General features: G+C 73.0%; 12 protein-coding genes and 1 pseudogene. 3 read left to right on the top strand and 10 right to left on the bottom strand.

Annotation, left to right across the window (positions count from 1 at the left end; translation table 11 throughout):
- Positions 1-42: 42 nt before the first annotated feature.
- Complete coding sequence (locus Leucomu_RS12410) at positions 43-1,020, bottom strand: diacylglycerol/lipid kinase family protein (protein ID WP_128387407.1); 978 nt, start codon at positions 1,018-1,020, stop codon at positions 43-45.
- Positions 1,021-1,193: 173 nt separating this feature from the next.
- Positions 1,194-1,784 carry a hypothetical protein gene (locus tag Leucomu_RS12405; protein WP_228407106.1) on the bottom strand — a complete coding sequence of 197 codons (591 nt, stop codon included), beginning with the start codon at positions 1,782-1,784 and terminating at the stop codon, positions 1,194-1,196.
- A 405-nt stretch (positions 1,785-2,189) separates the two neighbouring features.
- Between Leucomu_RS12405 and Leucomu_RS12400 the strand changes: the two genes are divergently transcribed.
- Together Leucomu_RS12400 and Leucomu_RS12395 are read left to right on the top strand one after the other, a co-directional pair.
- Positions 2,190-3,749, top strand: a complete 1,560-nt coding sequence (locus tag Leucomu_RS12400) for a deoxyguanosinetriphosphate triphosphohydrolase family protein (RefSeq protein ID WP_128387406.1) — start codon at positions 2,190-2,192, stop codon at positions 3,747-3,749.
- 109 nt (positions 3,750-3,858) lie between these two features.
- Complete coding sequence (locus Leucomu_RS12395) at positions 3,859-4,491, top strand: class II aldolase/adducin family protein (RefSeq protein ID WP_128387405.1); 633 nt, start codon at positions 3,859-3,861, stop codon at positions 4,489-4,491.
- Positions 4,492-4,574: 83 nt separating this feature from the next.
- On the opposite strand, the gene Leucomu_RS12390 is transcribed toward Leucomu_RS12395, so the two are convergent.
- The 7 genes and pseudogenes from Leucomu_RS12390 to Leucomu_RS12360 all read right to left on the bottom strand — a co-directional run bounded on the left by Leucomu_RS12390 (position 4,575) and on the right by Leucomu_RS12360 (position 11,835).
- On the bottom strand, positions 4,575-5,882 hold the full coding sequence (locus tag Leucomu_RS12390) for a coiled-coil domain-containing protein (protein WP_128387404.1): 1,308 nt from the start codon (positions 5,880-5,882) through the stop codon (positions 4,575-4,577).
- A 187-nt stretch (positions 5,883-6,069) separates the two neighbouring features.
- A complete protein-coding gene (locus tag Leucomu_RS12385; protein ID WP_017883714.1) occupies positions 6,070-6,804 on the bottom strand; it encodes a PspA/IM30 family protein in 735 nt (244 codons plus the stop codon).
- 91 nt (positions 6,805-6,895) lie between these two features.
- Complete coding sequence (locus Leucomu_RS15595) at positions 6,896-8,128, bottom strand: hypothetical protein (RefSeq protein ID WP_228407105.1); 1,233 nt, start codon at positions 8,126-8,128, stop codon at positions 6,896-6,898.
- Positions 8,129-8,481: 353 nt separating this feature from the next.
- Positions 8,482-8,931, bottom strand: a pseudogene (locus tag Leucomu_RS15990) (TPM domain-containing protein); the annotation flags it as partial.
- A 195-nt stretch (positions 8,932-9,126) separates the two neighbouring features.
- The gene (locus tag Leucomu_RS12370) at positions 9,127-9,825 is read right to left on the bottom strand and encodes an NUDIX hydrolase (RefSeq protein WP_128387401.1); all 699 of its coding nucleotides are present in this window, start codon (positions 9,823-9,825) and stop codon (positions 9,127-9,129) included.
- 22 nt (positions 9,826-9,847) lie between these two features.
- The gene (locus Leucomu_RS12365) at positions 9,848-10,123 is read right to left on the bottom strand and encodes a hypothetical protein (RefSeq protein ID WP_128387400.1); all 276 of its coding nucleotides are present in this window, start codon (positions 10,121-10,123) and stop codon (positions 9,848-9,850) included.
- Positions 10,124-10,209: 86 nt separating this feature from the next.
- Positions 10,210-11,835, bottom strand: a complete 1,626-nt coding sequence (locus Leucomu_RS12360) for an acyl-CoA carboxylase subunit beta (RefSeq protein ID WP_194294556.1) — start codon at positions 11,833-11,835, stop codon at positions 10,210-10,212.
- Between the two features lie 175 nt (positions 11,836-12,010).
- On the opposite strand from Leucomu_RS12360, the gene Leucomu_RS12355 reads away from it, so the two are divergent.
- Positions 12,011-12,883: a biotin--[acetyl-CoA-carboxylase] ligase gene (locus Leucomu_RS12355; protein ID WP_128387399.1), complete on the top strand. Its 873-nt coding sequence runs from the start codon at positions 12,011-12,013 to the stop codon at positions 12,881-12,883.
- A 59-nt stretch (positions 12,884-12,942) separates the two neighbouring features.
- Here the strand turns inward: Leucomu_RS12355 and Leucomu_RS12350 are convergent, their stop codons facing one another.
- Positions 12,943-14,358: an APC family permease gene (locus tag Leucomu_RS12350; RefSeq protein WP_128387398.1), complete on the bottom strand. Its 1,416-nt coding sequence runs from the start codon at positions 14,356-14,358 to the stop codon at positions 12,943-12,945.
- Positions 14,359-14,391: the final 33 nt, after the last annotated feature.

Genomic DNA, 14,391 nt, shown 5'->3' with positions numbered 1-14,391 from the left:
GAACCGCTGGAGAGCCGGCTGGGAGTCGCGGATCGCCCGGGCTCAGCGCACCCGCAGCGCGGACGGCAGGATCCGCACCTCGAACGCGGTCACCTCGCCCACATCGTCGCCGTCGACCTCGAACGCGAGCGGCTGCGGCAGTTCGGCGCGCACCGTGCGGGCGCGCAGGTGCGCGGTGGATCCCGAGCTCTCGGCCGTGCCCCCGCCCCTGATGAGCCGCTTGAGGCCGTTGTCCCACACCATGTTCTTCATCGTGTCGAGCCACGCGCCGGCGTCGTCGGCGCGCAGCACCAGCAGGTCGAGTTCGCCGTCGTCGGGGAGCGCGTCGGGCAGCAGCGTGATCCCGCCCTGGATGCTGCCGCAGTTCGCGACCAGCACCGTGTGGGCGCTCTCGACGGCGGGCTCGTCGTCGTCGAGCCGCAGCGAGAGCTCCACGACCTCGGTGCCCGTCGCGGCGCGCCCCAGCGACTCGACGTAGGCCAGCCAGCCGGTCTTCGCCTTGAGCTCGTCGTCGGTCTCCACGATCATCTGCGCGTCGATGCCGAAGCCCACCATCACCACGAAGCCGTGGCGCTCGGAAACGACCTCGCGCCCGCCGCCCTCGGCGCGCGCGATGCGCACCTCGCCCAGATCCAGCGGAGATCCGGTGCCGGTCAGCGCCCGCGCGAACGCCGCCCGGGGATTGCCGAGCGGCACCCCCAGGTTGCGGGCGAGCAGGTTTCCGGTGCCGAGGGGCACGACGCCCAGGTCGGCCGCCGGCGATCCGGACTCCCCGAGCCGCTCGGCCACCGCGCGCACCGTGCCGTCGCCGCCGGCCGCGATCACGACCGTGCATCCCGCTTCGAGCGCGGTCGACGCGGCTCCCTGGCCCGGATCCTGCTCGGTCGTCTCGAACCACAGGCACTCGGGGCGCTCGTGCGGCGCCGCGAAGGCGCTCGCGAGGGCGCGGTCGAGCGCCGCGCGCAGCTTCTCGCCCTCGACCTTCGAGGGGTTCCAGACGATCCCGACCTTCTCGCTCATGGGTGTTCTCCTCGGGGTTCGGGGTTTGGGGTTCGGGTGCGGTGTTCGGGTGTGCTCTGCTCGGTGGGGCTGCGGCGCCGGATGCTCGGTCCTCGTGACCCCGGCACCGGGATCCGCAGCCGCGGTCGGGATCGCGACCTCGAGCCTGCGGCTCGGCGCCGACCGTTCGGCGCCTACAGCTCGGCGAGCAGCGACTTCCAGTGCGCCCGCCACTCCTCGATGCGCTCGCCGTCGGCGAGGCCGTCGTGCGACACAGCCAGTGAGGTCTTCTCGCCCTTCGGCGTCGCGGCCACCTCGACGCGGCCCGCCCCGTCGAGATCGAAGCGCAGGAAGCTGCGCTTGTCGGTGCGGGATCGCCGCGGCTCGCCAGCGGCGTGCCCCAGGTGCTCGGCGCGGTCGCCGTGCGCGTCGTCCCAGGCCTCGATCGCGGCGTCCCGGTCGAGGGGGAGCGTGCGACTGGCCCCCACCCGGAAGCCGCCCGACGACGACTGCCCGGGCACGCGCAGTCCGGCGTGCTGCTCGTAGGCGATGGCGGCGCCCTGCGCCCACCAGTCGGGGTTCTGCAGCTCGGCGGGCATCGCGGCCCGGGCGACGCCGACGATCCCGGCGTGCCCGAGGCCGCTCGCGCCCGCCGCCTCGAAGATGCGCAACCACTCGTGCCAGGGGCGGCCGGTCGCCCGTTCGAGGGCGGGCACATTGCCCGCCCGGGTGCGGTTGCCGGGCCGGTCTTCGGCTGCGGAGTCGGTGCGCGCTGCGGCGGTCATGGCATCAGGGTACCGCTGCTCGGCGCGACCGGGGGAGATCTCGGTCGAGAGCGGGCGCCCGTTCCGCGCAGCGACCGGCATCCCGTCGTGCGTCGGCGTTCCGTCGTACGCTCGGCGTGCGCTCGTGCGCTCGTGCGACGGGCGCCCCTCGATGGCGGCGCGGCGCACGGCGGATGCTTGAATGGGGTGCATGACTGAGGAGAGCAACCGCGAGGCGCGCCGGCACGTCGAGCACGTCTCGTCGCAGCACCGCTCGGCGGGCATCGACGACGGCTCCCGCGAGCACGCGGGGGCCCGGCCGGGGCGGGTGCCTGGGCGCCCGGGACGGGCCCCGCCGCCGGAACGCTCGAGGCCGTCGCAGCGGCGGGATCCGCGGCCCCCGCGAGGCCCGACAGCGAGAGCGACGTGCACGGGGTGCAGGGCGGCGATGCCGTCGCCGCCACCGACGCCGTGAGCCCCGAGCTGGCGGGCGCCCAGGAGTACCGCATCGATCTCGAGCGCATCCGCTTCTCCTCCTACTTCGCGCGCCTCTCCGACGTGACCCAGGTCGTGCCGCGATCCGGCGTGGGACCCGTCATGCACAACCGGCTCACGCACTCGCTCAAGGTGAGCGCGGTCGCGCGGGTCATCGCGGCGCAGCTCGCCGGGCACGAGGCCCGGCACCGCGCACACCTGAGCGGGGTGCGCGGCGAAGACGACGCGACGGGTGCGATCGTGGCTCGGCTCGGCGGCTGCGACACGGTGGTCGCGCAGGCCGCGGCGCACGCGCACGACCTCGGACACCCGCCCTTCGGGCACCTGGGGGAGCGGGTGCTGGATCGTGTGGCGCGCGAGCGGCTCGGCCTGCTCGAGGGCTTCGAGGGCAATGCGCAGAGCTTCCGCATCCTCACCCAGCTCGACACGCTCGGGCGCGACTTCCCGGGACTCAACCTCACCGCCGCCACCCGTGCGGCCACCCTCAAGTACCCGTGGACGCGGGCGTCGTGGATCGGTGTCACCGCAGCGCAACGCCCCGTCACCGAGCGACCGCGCGGGGTGGGGGCCGATGCGGTGCACGGCGCCGAGAAGTTCTCGGCCTACGCGCTCGACGCGGTCGAGATGGAGGGCGCGCTCGCCGCGTTCCCGCGGGTCTCCGAGGGGATGCAGACCGTGGAGTGCGCCGTCATGGACCTCGCCGACGACATCGCCTACGCTGTGCACGACCTCGACGACTTCACCCGCGCGGGGGTGCTGCAGCAGGCCGCGGTCGCGGGGGAGTTCCGGGCCTGGCTCGCCGACGTGGGCCGCTTCGCGCGCATGGCGCCGCAGGAGCTCGCCGGGTCGGGGGCGCTGCGCGTGCCCGGCCACGCGCTCGAGCAGCTGTGGCGGCGTCTCGCCCTGAAGGACGCATGGATCGCGGACCGCGAGGCGTTCACCGCCGCGGTGCACCGCGTGAGCGCCGAGGTGGGCGACGCGCTGCTCGGGGTGCCCTACGACGGCGGCATCGACAGCGAGCGCGCGGTCTCCGACTTCACACGGCGCTGGATCGAGCACCTGCGCACCTCGATCGTGGTCGAGGAGCGGCCGCATGTGCGCAGCGGCTACGTGCGGCTCGATCAGCAGGCGTGGCACGAGGTGATGGTGCTCAAGTTCGTGCACGCGCACTTCGTGCTCGAACGGCCCGAGCTGGGTCAGCCGCAGCGCGGGCAGGCCCGCGTGGTCGAGGATCTCGTGCTGGGCTTCGACGCGTGGCTCTCCGACCGGGTCGACGCGGGGCGGGCGCCGCGGCGTCTGCTGGAGTGGGCGGACGAGGCGGTCGCCGCGTACTTCGAGTTGCGCGGCGACCGGCCCGAGCTGCTGTCGGGCGACACGAGCGATCCGGGGCTGCGGCGTCAGGGGCGCACGCGGGCGATTCTCGACTACGTGGCGTCGTTGACCGATCAGCAGGCGATCTCGACGCATCGCGAGCTGACGGGCGCGGCCTGAGCAGAACGCGCCAGCGTTATGCCGGGGCGCGGCGCCGCACACGGCGCGGCCCACGGAGCGCAGCGCGGGGTCGGCCGGAGCGGTGCGCGGGAGGGGTACGGTTGGTGGCATGAGTGCGAAACGTGATCGGGACCGGCTGGTGCAGGAGCTGATCGAGGTGGGGCGCGATGCCTCGCGGCGCGGCCTCGTGCTGGCGAGCGCCGGGAACCTCTCGGCCCGCGTCGCCGACGACCGCTTCGTGGTGTCGGCGAGCGGCGCGTGGTTCGACCGTCTCACCCCGGACGACTTCGTCGAGCTCGGCCTCGACGACCTCGAGACGGGCGCCGCCGTGAACGGCGTGAAGCCCTCGAGCGAGTGGAAGCTGCACCATCGCGCCTACCGCGCTCGCCCCGACGTCGAGTGCGTGCTGCACCTGCATCCGCGCACGGCGATCGTGCTCGCGAGCCTGGGCCGTGAGATCCGGCGCCTCACCCTCGACCACGCCTACTACCTCGGTTCCATCGGGGTCACCCCGTTCTTCCACAACGGCACCGACGAGCTCGCCGACACGGCCGCCGAGCAGCTGCGGCATCACGACTGCGTCGTGATGCGCCATCACGGTTGCTCGGTCGTGGCGGGCACGGTCGAGATGGCCTATCGCCGGGCCCTCAATCTCGAGGACGCGGCCCAGGCCACGGCGCTCGCGCTGCAGCTGGGAGACACCGGCACGGTGTTCCCGGACGACGGCGCCCGCCACGCCTGAACGAGCCGGGCGCGGGGCGCGAGCGCTCGCGGCCGACGGCGCATTGCGGTGGGGCGCGGCCGGGCATCTGCCCGGGGGCGGGCTCAATCGAAGATGTCGTCGAGCAGGCCGCCCAGGATCACCCCGCCGATGACGGGTCCGAGGATCCCGGCGGCCCCGCCGCCCCCGCCCTGGTTCCTGCCGCGGTTGCCCCAGCCCCAGTCGTCGTTGTCGGGGCGGGAGGAGTCGATGTCGCGCTGCGCGAGCTGCACGGCCTCGTTCGCGAGGTGGGCGGTGCGGCGGGCGAGCTGCTGCACGTGCTCGCGGGTCTCCTCGGAGTCGGGCACGCCGCCGATCTCGGCGCGCAGCCGCTGGGCTTCCGCGAGCCGAGTGCGGGCGTCGGCGCCGATCCAGCCGCGGTGCCCGTTGATCAGGCCGGCGGCGACGCCGATCGAGCGGTCGGCGGTGTCGACGTCGTGCTGCACGTGCTGGCGCGACGGGATCGGTCGGGCGGCGCGCTCACGGGCGGCGTCGAGCGCGGCGTTCGCCTCTGAGACCAGGGCCAGGTCGGCGAAGGGGTCGCGGCGCGTTCCCGCGGCCACGCTCGCGAGTGCCGCCTCGAGACGGTTGACGGCGTCGTCGACGGCCCCGGTGCGCGACCCGCGGCGGGCCTCCGCGAGGTCGCCGCGCGAGTCGGCGATGACGTCGGAGAGCGTGGTCTGCGCGCGCAGCGCCTCGATCTCGAATCCGTCGACCTCGTCGATGATCGACTCGGCGCGGCGCACGGTCTCGGTGGCCGCCTCGAGCGCCAGGTTGGCGTCCTCGGGCTTGCCCGCGGCGCGCCGCCGCTCCGAGACGTCGGCCGAGTGCTGCGCGAAGTCGAGCAGCTGCTCGACCTCGCCGGTGGTCATGCGCAGCCGCTGCAGCGCTGCGGTGCTGTAGCGCTCGGCGAGCCGTTCGACGGTCGTGGCGGTCTCGGGCAGCCGTTCGCGCAGCCGAGCGACGTCGGCGCGCACCCGCTGCAGGATCTCGGGCGCCCGCCGCACGCGGGCGATGCGCTCCTGCAGCGCTGAGGTGCGCTCGTCGAGCACCCCCTCGGCCCAGTCGCACAGCTGCACGATACGGGCGTTGCGGGTGCGCAGCTCCTCGGGGGTGTCGGGCACCTCGTCGTGGTTGAGCTGGTGCAGCTGGAAGGCCTCGGTCAGGTGCGTGCGCACGGCTTCGAGGCCGGCGCGCAGGTCGGCGGTGGCCGCGTCGCCCAGTTCGGCGGCGGCGAAGGCGAGCTCGTCGCCGGTGGCGCGGATGCGCTCGTCGGCCGCGACGAACGCGGTGCGCGCGCGGCGCGAGAGCTCGGTGTCCGCCGTGTCCTGCTGCCCCTGCTCTTCGCGCGTCCTGCGCCCCCAGAAAGCCACGTTCTCTCCGATCCTCGAACGGGGTCGCCCCCGATGCTTCTCTGCTCCACACCGCAACGTCGGGATCGAGCCGCGATCCCGACCGGGCCCCGGGCACCGGTCGGGCAGCCCCCCGGTCCCGTCGCACCGCCCTCCGGAACGGCGGCGGGAGGGAGGCGCCGCGCGCCCGCCCTCCCGCCCCGGCCGGCTACTGCTCGATCGCCTGCGCGGTGCGTCCGCTCTTGAGCGCGGCGAGGCGCGCCTCCACCTCGGTGACGGCCTCGAAGTTCTCGAGCTCGTTGAACTGGGCGTCGAGGGTCGAGGCGGCGATCTCCTGCTTGCCGCGGGCGAGGGCCTCCTGGCGGCGGATCTTCTCCTCGAAGCGGCCGAGGTCGCTGGTGGGGTCGAGCACGTCGATCGACTTGACGGCGTCGGCGACGCGGTTCTGGGCCTCGGCGGTCTTGGCGCGGGCGACCAGCTCGGCGCGCTTCGAGTGGAGCTGCTTGAGCTTCTCCTTCATGCCGTTGAGGCCGTCCTTGAGCTTCGCCGTGACCTCCTGCTGGGCGGCGATGGTGGGCTCGGCGGTCTTCGCCTCGTTCTCGGCCGAGATCTGGCGCTGCAGCGCCACCTTGGCGAGGTTGTCGAACTTGTCGGCGTCGACGGTGTTGCCCGCGGTGCGCAGCTCGTCGGCCTTGCCGCTCGCCGCGATCGCCTTGCGGCCCCACTCCTCGGCGGTCTTGACGTCCTCGCGGTAGTCCTGCTCGAGCAGCCGCAGGTTGCCGATGGTCTCGGCGATCGCCGACTCGGCGTCGGCGATGTTGTTGGTGTAGTCGCGGATGAGCTGGTCGATCATCTTCTGCGGATCCTCGGCGGAGTCGAGGATCGAGTTGATGTTCGCGCGCACGAGGGTGGTGATGCGCCCGAAGATGGATTGTTTGGTCATGCTGGGTTCCTTTCGCCGGAGGGCCTTGGGGTGAGTCTAGGGATCGGTGCTCGGAGTTCGCAGAGATCGGATCGGGTGGGCGAGATCGGTGTCAGAAGCGGCCGCCTCCGCTGCTGCGGCGCGAACCGCCGCCGCTGCGGGAACTGCTGCGCCGGGATCCGCCGGAGCTGCTGCGCCTCGATCCGCTGCTGCGGGATCCGCTGCGGGAGCCGCCGCCCCAGGCGCCGCCGCCCCAGGAGCCGCCCGAGCCGCCGTAGCCGCCCCGGCCGCTGCCCAGGATGCCGCCGAGCACTGCGGCGAGATCGGAGCCGAGGTCGCCCGACGAGACGGTTCCCCGACCGCCGAGGCCGTCGTAGCCGTCGTAGCCGCTCACGTCGAGCTGCGCCGAGGTGAGCGCCTCGGCCGCGAGCCGGATCGCGCGCTGGGCCTCGTTCAGCGCTGCGCGCGCGTCGGCGCCCTGCGCCGACCGGGCTTGCGCGAGCGCTGCGCGTGCCTCGGAGACGCGCGTGCGCGCGACGGCCCCGACGGCTCCGCGGCGCGAGGCGATGTAGTGCTCGGCCTGGCGCACGTCGTCGTCGGCCTGCGTGAGCCGGGCTCCGAGCAATTGCCGCGCGCGCTGCTCGTCGCGAGCCGCCTGCAGTACGCCGTCGATGTGCGCGTTCGCCGCCTCGAGCGTCTGCAGGGCGCGGCTCGGACGGCGCGCCGCGCCGTCGAGGTCGGCCCGCGCGCTCGCGAGCTGCTGCTCGGTGGCGAGGGCGGCGGCGGTGATGCCGCCGCTCGTGTCGGTCATGCCGCGGGCCGCTGCCACGTCGCCCTCGAGGTCGGCGATCAGCTCGGCGCAGCGCTGCTCGACCGCGGCGATGGCCTCGCCGTGCGAGGCGACCGCCTGCCGCAGCTGATCGGCCTGCGCCGCTGCTGTCTCGGCCTCGCGGATGGCGACCGCCGCCTCGCCCGAGCGACCCGCGCCGATCGCTCGCTCGGCCGCCGCGGTGCGCTCTCTCGCGAATGCGAGCAGACCCGCGGCCTGCTCGTCGTGCCCGGCGACCGCGAGCATCTCGTCGGCCGCGTAGGTCGAGCCCAGCCGCACCAGCTCGGCTGCGATGGATCCGTCGTCGGCGGTCGCGAGTCGTCCCCTCGCCGCCTCGAGGGCGGCGGGGGCGTCGCGCTCGATGTCGCGCAGCTCGGCGAAGGCCCCGGCCTGCGCGTCGAGTGCGGCGTCGGCCGCCCCGCACAGTTCGATGATGTGGCCCAGCCATTCGCGCCGCTGGGCGTCGGTGTCGGGTACCTCGTCGTCGAGCTGCTGCCGCAGCGAGAAGGCCTCCATGAGCTGCGCCTGGCGCCGTCGAGCGCCGTCGCGAACTCGGCGACGGCCCCGTCCCCGAACTGCGCCCGCGCGAACTCGAGTTCCTGCTCGCTCGTCTTCACCGCGTCGTCGGCGGCCACGAGCGCGAGGCCCGAGGTCTGTTCGAGGTGCGCGAGCTGCTGCTGCGCCTCCTGTCTGGCGCGCTTGCCGCGGCGCATCTTCACGACGCCGAACGAGGCGCCCGCGATCCCTGCCGCGCCCACGACCGAGCCGACCACGATCGCCGCCGTCCGGCCGCCGGCGCCGTGCTCCGACTCCAGCCGGTCGGCCGCGGCCTCGACCGCGCCGAGCCAGTCGCTGTCGCGCAGCTCGGGCAGGATCTCCTCCTCGATCCGGCCGACCTGCGCGTCGCTGAGCGGCCCGCCGTCGAGGGCCGAGATGAAGTACTGCCGGCCCTCGGTCGACACCGCGAGCAGGTACTGCGACTCGCCGAGCCCGTTCAGGTCGGCGGTCTGGTTCGCCCACGCGATGCGGTCTGCGGGGTCGGTGAACTCGTCGACGAAGACCACGTAGAGGTCGCTGCCGGTCTGATCGAAGGCTTCGGCGAGGCGGGCGTTCGCGCGCTGCTCGTCCGAAGCGTCGAGCACGTCGGCGGTGTCGGTCACGTACGTGTCGCCGAGGGTCACGGGGGAGGTCGCCCACGCCGCGGCTCCCGAGAGCAGCCCCCATGTCGCACCGAGGGCCGCCCCGACCAGCCATCTTCGAGCTCGGATCCGCGCGCTGTCCACACTCGGAGTGTATTGCGGCTCGCCTGCGAGGTCCATGGGTCGGGGCAGGCGGCTCCGCCCTCACCCGTCCCCGACCTCGCCCACCCCCGCCCCCGCCGAGCTGACGCGTGCGGTCGCTCCCGCAGCGCGCGGCGACCACACGCGTCAGCTCGGCAGGGGTGGGGGTGCAGGTGGGGTGCGGGGTGCGGGGCAGGCGGGGTGCCGGGTAGGCGGGACAGGAGGCGGGCGCGCTCAGGGGTCGACGGCGAACACCTGTCGGGCGTCCCACGGCACGGCCCAGCCCAGCTCCTCGAAGAGCGCGGCGAGCAGGATCCCCGTGAAGCCCCACACGACGTGGCCGCCGAGGCGGTCGTGCAGCCGGAACGCGGGGCCCCGGTAGGTGGAGGCGCCCCGCCGCAGCACCGAGGTGCCGCGCGCCGCTGGGTCCAGCAGCTCCGCGACGGGCGCGCGGAATACGTCGACCGACTCCGTGCGATCGGCCGCGACGTCGCTCGGCAGCCGCCACCATCCGACCACCGGCGTCACGAGGTTGTTGCTCACGGGGATGTGCACCTGCTGCAGCGAGCCCAGCACCTCGACTCCTTCGGGCACGAGACCCGTCTCCTCGACGGCCTCGCGCAGGGCGGTGCGCGCGGGATCGCCGCGGTCGGCCGGCTCGGCGCCGCCGCCGGGAAAAGCGATCTCGCCGGCGTGGTGACGCATGCCGGTGGCGCGTCTGATGAGCAGCACGTCGAGCTCGGCGGGCATGCCGCTCGCCTCCGCGCCGGTGTGCGACGCGGGGGTGCGGTCGAGGGCGCCGAACAGGATGAGCACGGCCGAGCGGCGCAGCGGGCGGTCGGAGAGTGCGCCCTGGGGGTCGAAGGGGAACGAGAAGCCGCGGAGCATCAGCTCGCGCAGCTCGCGCTCCGCGTCGGCGACCGTCCTTCCCATGCCTGCCGCGCCCCTGTTCCGGTCAGCCCTCGAACAGCAGCTCGGCGATGCCCTCGGGCACCCGCTGGGAGCGCGACCACGGCTCGCGGTCCCGCCGTGCCACGCGCTTGCGCCGCTGGGTCTCCTCGCTGCGCACCCGCGTGAGCACCGCGATCACCGCGGCCCGCTCGTCGTCGCTCACCCGGCGGGTCGCGAAGCGGATGTCGTCGCCGTGCAGCGCGTCGTCGAGCTCTCCGAGCGCCTGGCGTCGGGCGGCGTCGCGCGCCGCGGCGTCGGGCGGCAGCAGGGGATCGTTCACGGTGGGTTCCTCTCGGTCGAGGGCGCGGCTGAGCGCGATCCCTCGAGAATACCTGGATGAGGCGCGGCGCGCTGCCGCGTGCGGCCCTACAGCGGGATGTTGCCGTGCTTCTTGGCCGGCAGCTCGTCGCGCTTGCCGCGCAGACCGCGCAGGGCCTTGATGACCGCGAGGCGGGTGCCGGCGGGTTCGAGCACGTTGTCGAGCTCGCCGCGCTCGGCCGCGAGGAACGGCGACGACACGTCGGCCGTGTACTTCGCGGTGAGCTCGGCGCGCAGCGCCTCGACGTCCTCGCCGCGCTCGGCGGCCGCGGCCAGCTCCTTGCGGTAGAGGATGTTCACGGCGCCCGCACCGCCCATGACGGCGATCTCGGCGGTGGGCCACGCGATGTTGAAGTCGGCGCCCATCTCCTTCGAGCCCATCACGATGTACGCGCCGCCGTAGGCCTTGCGCGTGATGATCGTGACGAGCGGCACCGTGGCCTCGGCGTAGGCGTAGAGCAGTTTCGCGCCGCGTCGGATGACGCCCTGGAACTCCTGATCGGTGCCGGGAAGGTAGCCGGGCACGTCGACGAGGGTGAGGATGGGGATCGAGAACGCGTCGCAGAAGCGCACGAAGCGGGCGGCCTTCTCGCTGGCGTCGATGTTGAGGGTGCCCGCCATCTGGTTGGGCTGGTTGGCGACGACGCCCACGGTGCGGCCCTCGACGCGGCCGAAGCCGATGAGGATGTTGGGCGCGAACAGCGGCTGCACCTCGAGGAAGTCGCCGCCGTCGAGGATCGCCTCGATGATCACCTTCATGTCGTACGGCTGGTTGGGGCTGTCCGGGATGATGGTGTTGAGCCTGCGGTCGGCGCTCGTGATCTCGAGCGCGGTGTCGCTGTCGTAGACCGGGGCCTCGGCGAGATTGTTGTCGGGCAGGTAGCTGATGAGCGTGCGCGCGTAGTCGAGCGCGTCGAGCTCGTCGCTGGCGAGGTAGTGGCTCACGCCGCTCGTCTTGTTGTGGGTGAGCGCGCCGCCGAGCTCCTCGAAGCCGACGTCCTCGCCGGTGACGGTCTTGATGACGTCGGGGCCGGTGACGAACATGTGGCTGGTCTTGTCGACCATGATGACGAAGTCGGTGAGGGCGGGGGAGTAGACCGCGCCGCCGGCCGACGGGCCCATCACGATGGAGATTTGCGGGATCACGCCCGAGCACGCGGTGTTGAGGCGGAAGATCTTCGCGTACTTGCTGAGCGCGACGACCCCCTCCTGGATGCGGGCGCCGCCCGAGTCGAGGATGCCGAGCAGCGGTGCGCCCGTCTTGAGGGCGAACTCCATCGCCTTCACGATCTTCTCGCCGGCGACCTCGCCGAGCGAGCCGCCGAAAGTGGTGAAGTCCTGCGAGAACACGACCACCTGGCGGCCGTGGATGGTGCCGGCTCCCGTGACGACCGAGTCGCCGAAGGGGCGGCTGTTCTCCATGCCGAAGCCCTGGGTGCGGTGCTTCACGTACTTGTCGAACTCGACGAAGGAGCCCGGGTCGAGCAGCGCCGAGATGCGCTCGCGCGCCGTCATCTTGCCGCGGGGGTGCTGCTTCGCGGCGGCGGCGGCGTCGCGGTCTCCCACGGCCTCCTGGTACTTGCGGCGGTGGTCTGCGATGCGGCCCGCGGTGGTCGCGAGCGAGTCTGCTCCCGGCGAGGCGGGCGCAGCTGCGGTGGCGTTCTCTTCGATCACGCCTGCCAGCCTAGCGCGGGCCTCTGACGGATGGTTCATGGACACCTCCAACTGAGCTGGAAATTCGTAGTCGATTCCATACGAAACGCGGCGGTGTTGGGCGGTGTTGCTTGCGGGGGAGCGGCTCGCGGGCGGGGGTGCGGGCCGGGCGGGGCGAGGGGGTAGCGTGGTGCGCATGGAACTGCGGCGCACGCGCGAACTTCTGCCCGAGGTGATCTGGCGGGAGAGCTCGCCCTCGACGAACGCCGAGCTGCGCGCGCTCGCGACCGGCGCCGGAGGCGGCGCGCTGCCCCACGGCACCCTGCTGGCGACCTCGGATCAGACGGCGGGCCGCGGTCGGCTCGACCGCGGCTGGGTGACACCGCCCGACACCGCGATCGCGGCCTCGCTGCTGATCCGGAGCTTCGAGGGGCTCGGGATCGGCTGGCTGCCGCTGATCACCGGGTCCGCCGCCACGGCGGCCCTGCAGCCGTTCTTCGGCGAGGGCCTGCGCGTCGGCGTGAAGTGGCCGAACGACGTGCACGTGCGCGACGAGGACGACGCGATCGCAGGCCGCCCGGGGAAGAAGCTCTGCGGGATCCTCTGCGAGATGCTGCCCGACGGGGCGGTGGTGGTGGGCACCGGCATCAACCTGCTCATCCCCGAGTGGGAGCTGCCTACGGAGCGGGCCACCTCGCTGCTGGCCGCGGGCGCCGATGTGACTGCGGGCGCCGATTTGAGCGCGGGCGCCGACGGGCGCGGCGGGGCGGGTGCGGATCCGACCCTCGCCGACGAGGTGGGCCGCGACCTCGCGGATCGTGTGCTGGCCGCCTACGCGGCCGAGCTGCTGCGGCTGATCGCGCTCGCCGCGAGCGACCCCGACACCGCCCGCGCCCGCGTGGCGCGGCACTCCCTGACGCTCGGCACCGAGGTGCGGGTGCATCTGCCCGGCGGCGAGGTGGTGGACGGCCGGGCGCGACGGCTCGCGGAGGACGGTTCGCTGGTGGTGGATCTGCCGACGGGCGGCGTGCTCACGGTCTCCGCGGGAGACGTCGAACACCTGCGCTGACCGCAGAGGGGCGGTCGCGGGGGAGAACCCCCGCGACCGCCCCTCTGGCCGGCGACGCGTCAGCGGCGCGGGTCGATCGGGTACTCCTCGCCGAGCTGGTCGATCTGCTCGGTGGTGGGGTCGTTCTCGGAGAAGTCCATCTTGGGCACGGGCCGCTTGAAGCCCCCGGTCACGATCGCGATGATGATGACGCCGACCACGAGCCAGATGCCGCCCACGAGCCAGGTGCCCGGCTCGAGCGAGGTCCACAGCCAGATGGTGAGGCCGAAGCCGATGAGGGGTGCGACGCCGTGCGTCAGGATCTCGCGCGCGGTGAGGGGCTGCTTGCGGCCGCCCTTCGGGAACAGGTAGGTGCGGATCACCGACAGGTTGACCATCGCGAACGCCGCGAGCGCGCCGAAGCTGATCATGAACGCCACGGTGTCGAGCGAGAGGAAGAGGCTCGACAGCGCGAACACCGACACGGTGACGGCGGCGACGATCGGGGTGCCGAAGCGGCGGTGCAGACGCGAGAGGGGCTTCGGCAGCATGCCGTCGCGGCCCATCGCGTAGAGGATGCGCGAGACCGACACCTGGCCGGTCATGCCCGAGCCGAACGCTCCCACCACGTAGACCGCGACGAAGAACGCGGTGAACGCCTCGCCGCCGATGTTGTTCATCACCGTGACGCCGGCGGCGTCGACCTCGCCCGCGGTGAGCGACTCCCAGTCCGGCTGGTAGGCCATGGCGCCGGCCCACGAGACGAGGATGAAGAAGAGGCCTCCCACCATCGTCGCGAGCACGATCGCGCGCGGGATGTCCTTGCGGGGCCGCTTGGCCTCCTCGGAGAGCGTGGAGACCGCGTCGAAGCCGAGGAACGAGAGCGCGAGGATCGCGGCGCCGGAGGCGACCGCGCCGATCCCGCCCTCTCCGAAGGTGAAAGGCTCGATGAGGCTGATCTCGGTGTTGCCGCCGAGCGAGTGCTTGAAGGCGAGCACCATGAACAGCACCACGAGCACCACGGAGAGCGCGATGATCACCATGTTGGCCCGGTTCACGAGCGTGATGCCGAGCACGTTGAAGAGGAGCACGATGAGCAGCGCCGCGAGGGTGAAGATCCACGCGGGGATCGCGGGGAACTGCGTGTTCAGGTAGATGCCGATGAGCATGAAGTTGATCATCGGGATGAACAGGTAGTCGAGCAGCATGACCCAGCCGGTGAGGAAGCCCGCGGCACCGCCGAACGACTGCTGCGAGTAGGTGTAGGCGGAGCCCGCCACGGGGTAGCGGCGCACCATCGCACCGTAGCTGGCGGCGGTGAAGAGCATCGTGACGACCGCGACGACGTAGGCCGCGGGGAGGTGGCCGTCGGTGACCTGGTTGACGATGCCGTAGGTCGTGAAGACCGTGATCACCGTCATGTAGGTCACGCCGAACAGCGTGAGGCCGGTGAGGCCGAGTGCCCGCTTGAGATGCGGCTGGGATGAATCGCTCACAGTGTCTCCTTTGAATCGAGTGAAGCGGTTGTG

It is taken from the genome of Leucobacter muris (assembly GCF_004028235.1).
In the GTDB taxonomy this organism is placed as follows: domain Bacteria; phylum Actinomycetota; class Actinomycetes; order Actinomycetales; family Microbacteriaceae; genus Leucobacter; species Leucobacter muris.
The sequence above is the reverse complement of the archived record's forward strand: the minus strand, read 5'-3'. Positions and strand labels throughout refer to the sequence as shown.

Excerpts from the sequence above, each read along its gene's own strand:
- Leucomu_RS12410 (WP_128387407.1), bottom strand. The coding sequence starts at position 1,020 with ATGAGCGAGAAGGTCGGGATCGTCTGGAACCCCTCGAAGGTCGAGGGC.
- Leucomu_RS12405 (WP_228407106.1), bottom strand. The coding sequence starts at position 1,784 with ATGACCGCCGCAGCGCGCACCGACTCCGCAGCCGAAGACCGGCCCGGC.
- Leucomu_RS12395 (WP_128387405.1), top strand. The coding sequence starts at position 3,859 with ATGAGTGCGAAACGTGATCGGGACCGGCTGGTGCAGGAGCTGATCGAG.
- Leucomu_RS12385 (WP_017883714.1), bottom strand. The coding sequence starts at position 6,804 with ATGACCAAACAATCCATCTTCGGGCGCATCACCACCCTCGTGCGCGCG.
- Leucomu_RS15595 (WP_228407105.1), bottom strand. The coding sequence starts at position 8,128 with ATGGAGGCCTTCTCGCTGCGGCAGCAGCTCGACGACGAGGTACCCGAC.
- Leucomu_RS12370 (WP_128387401.1), bottom strand. The coding sequence starts at position 9,825 with ATGGGAAGGACGGTCGCCGACGCGGAGCGCGAGCTGCGCGAGCTGATG.
- Leucomu_RS12355 (WP_128387399.1), top strand. The coding sequence starts at position 12,011 with ATGGAACTGCGGCGCACGCGCGAACTTCTGCCCGAGGTGATCTGGCGG.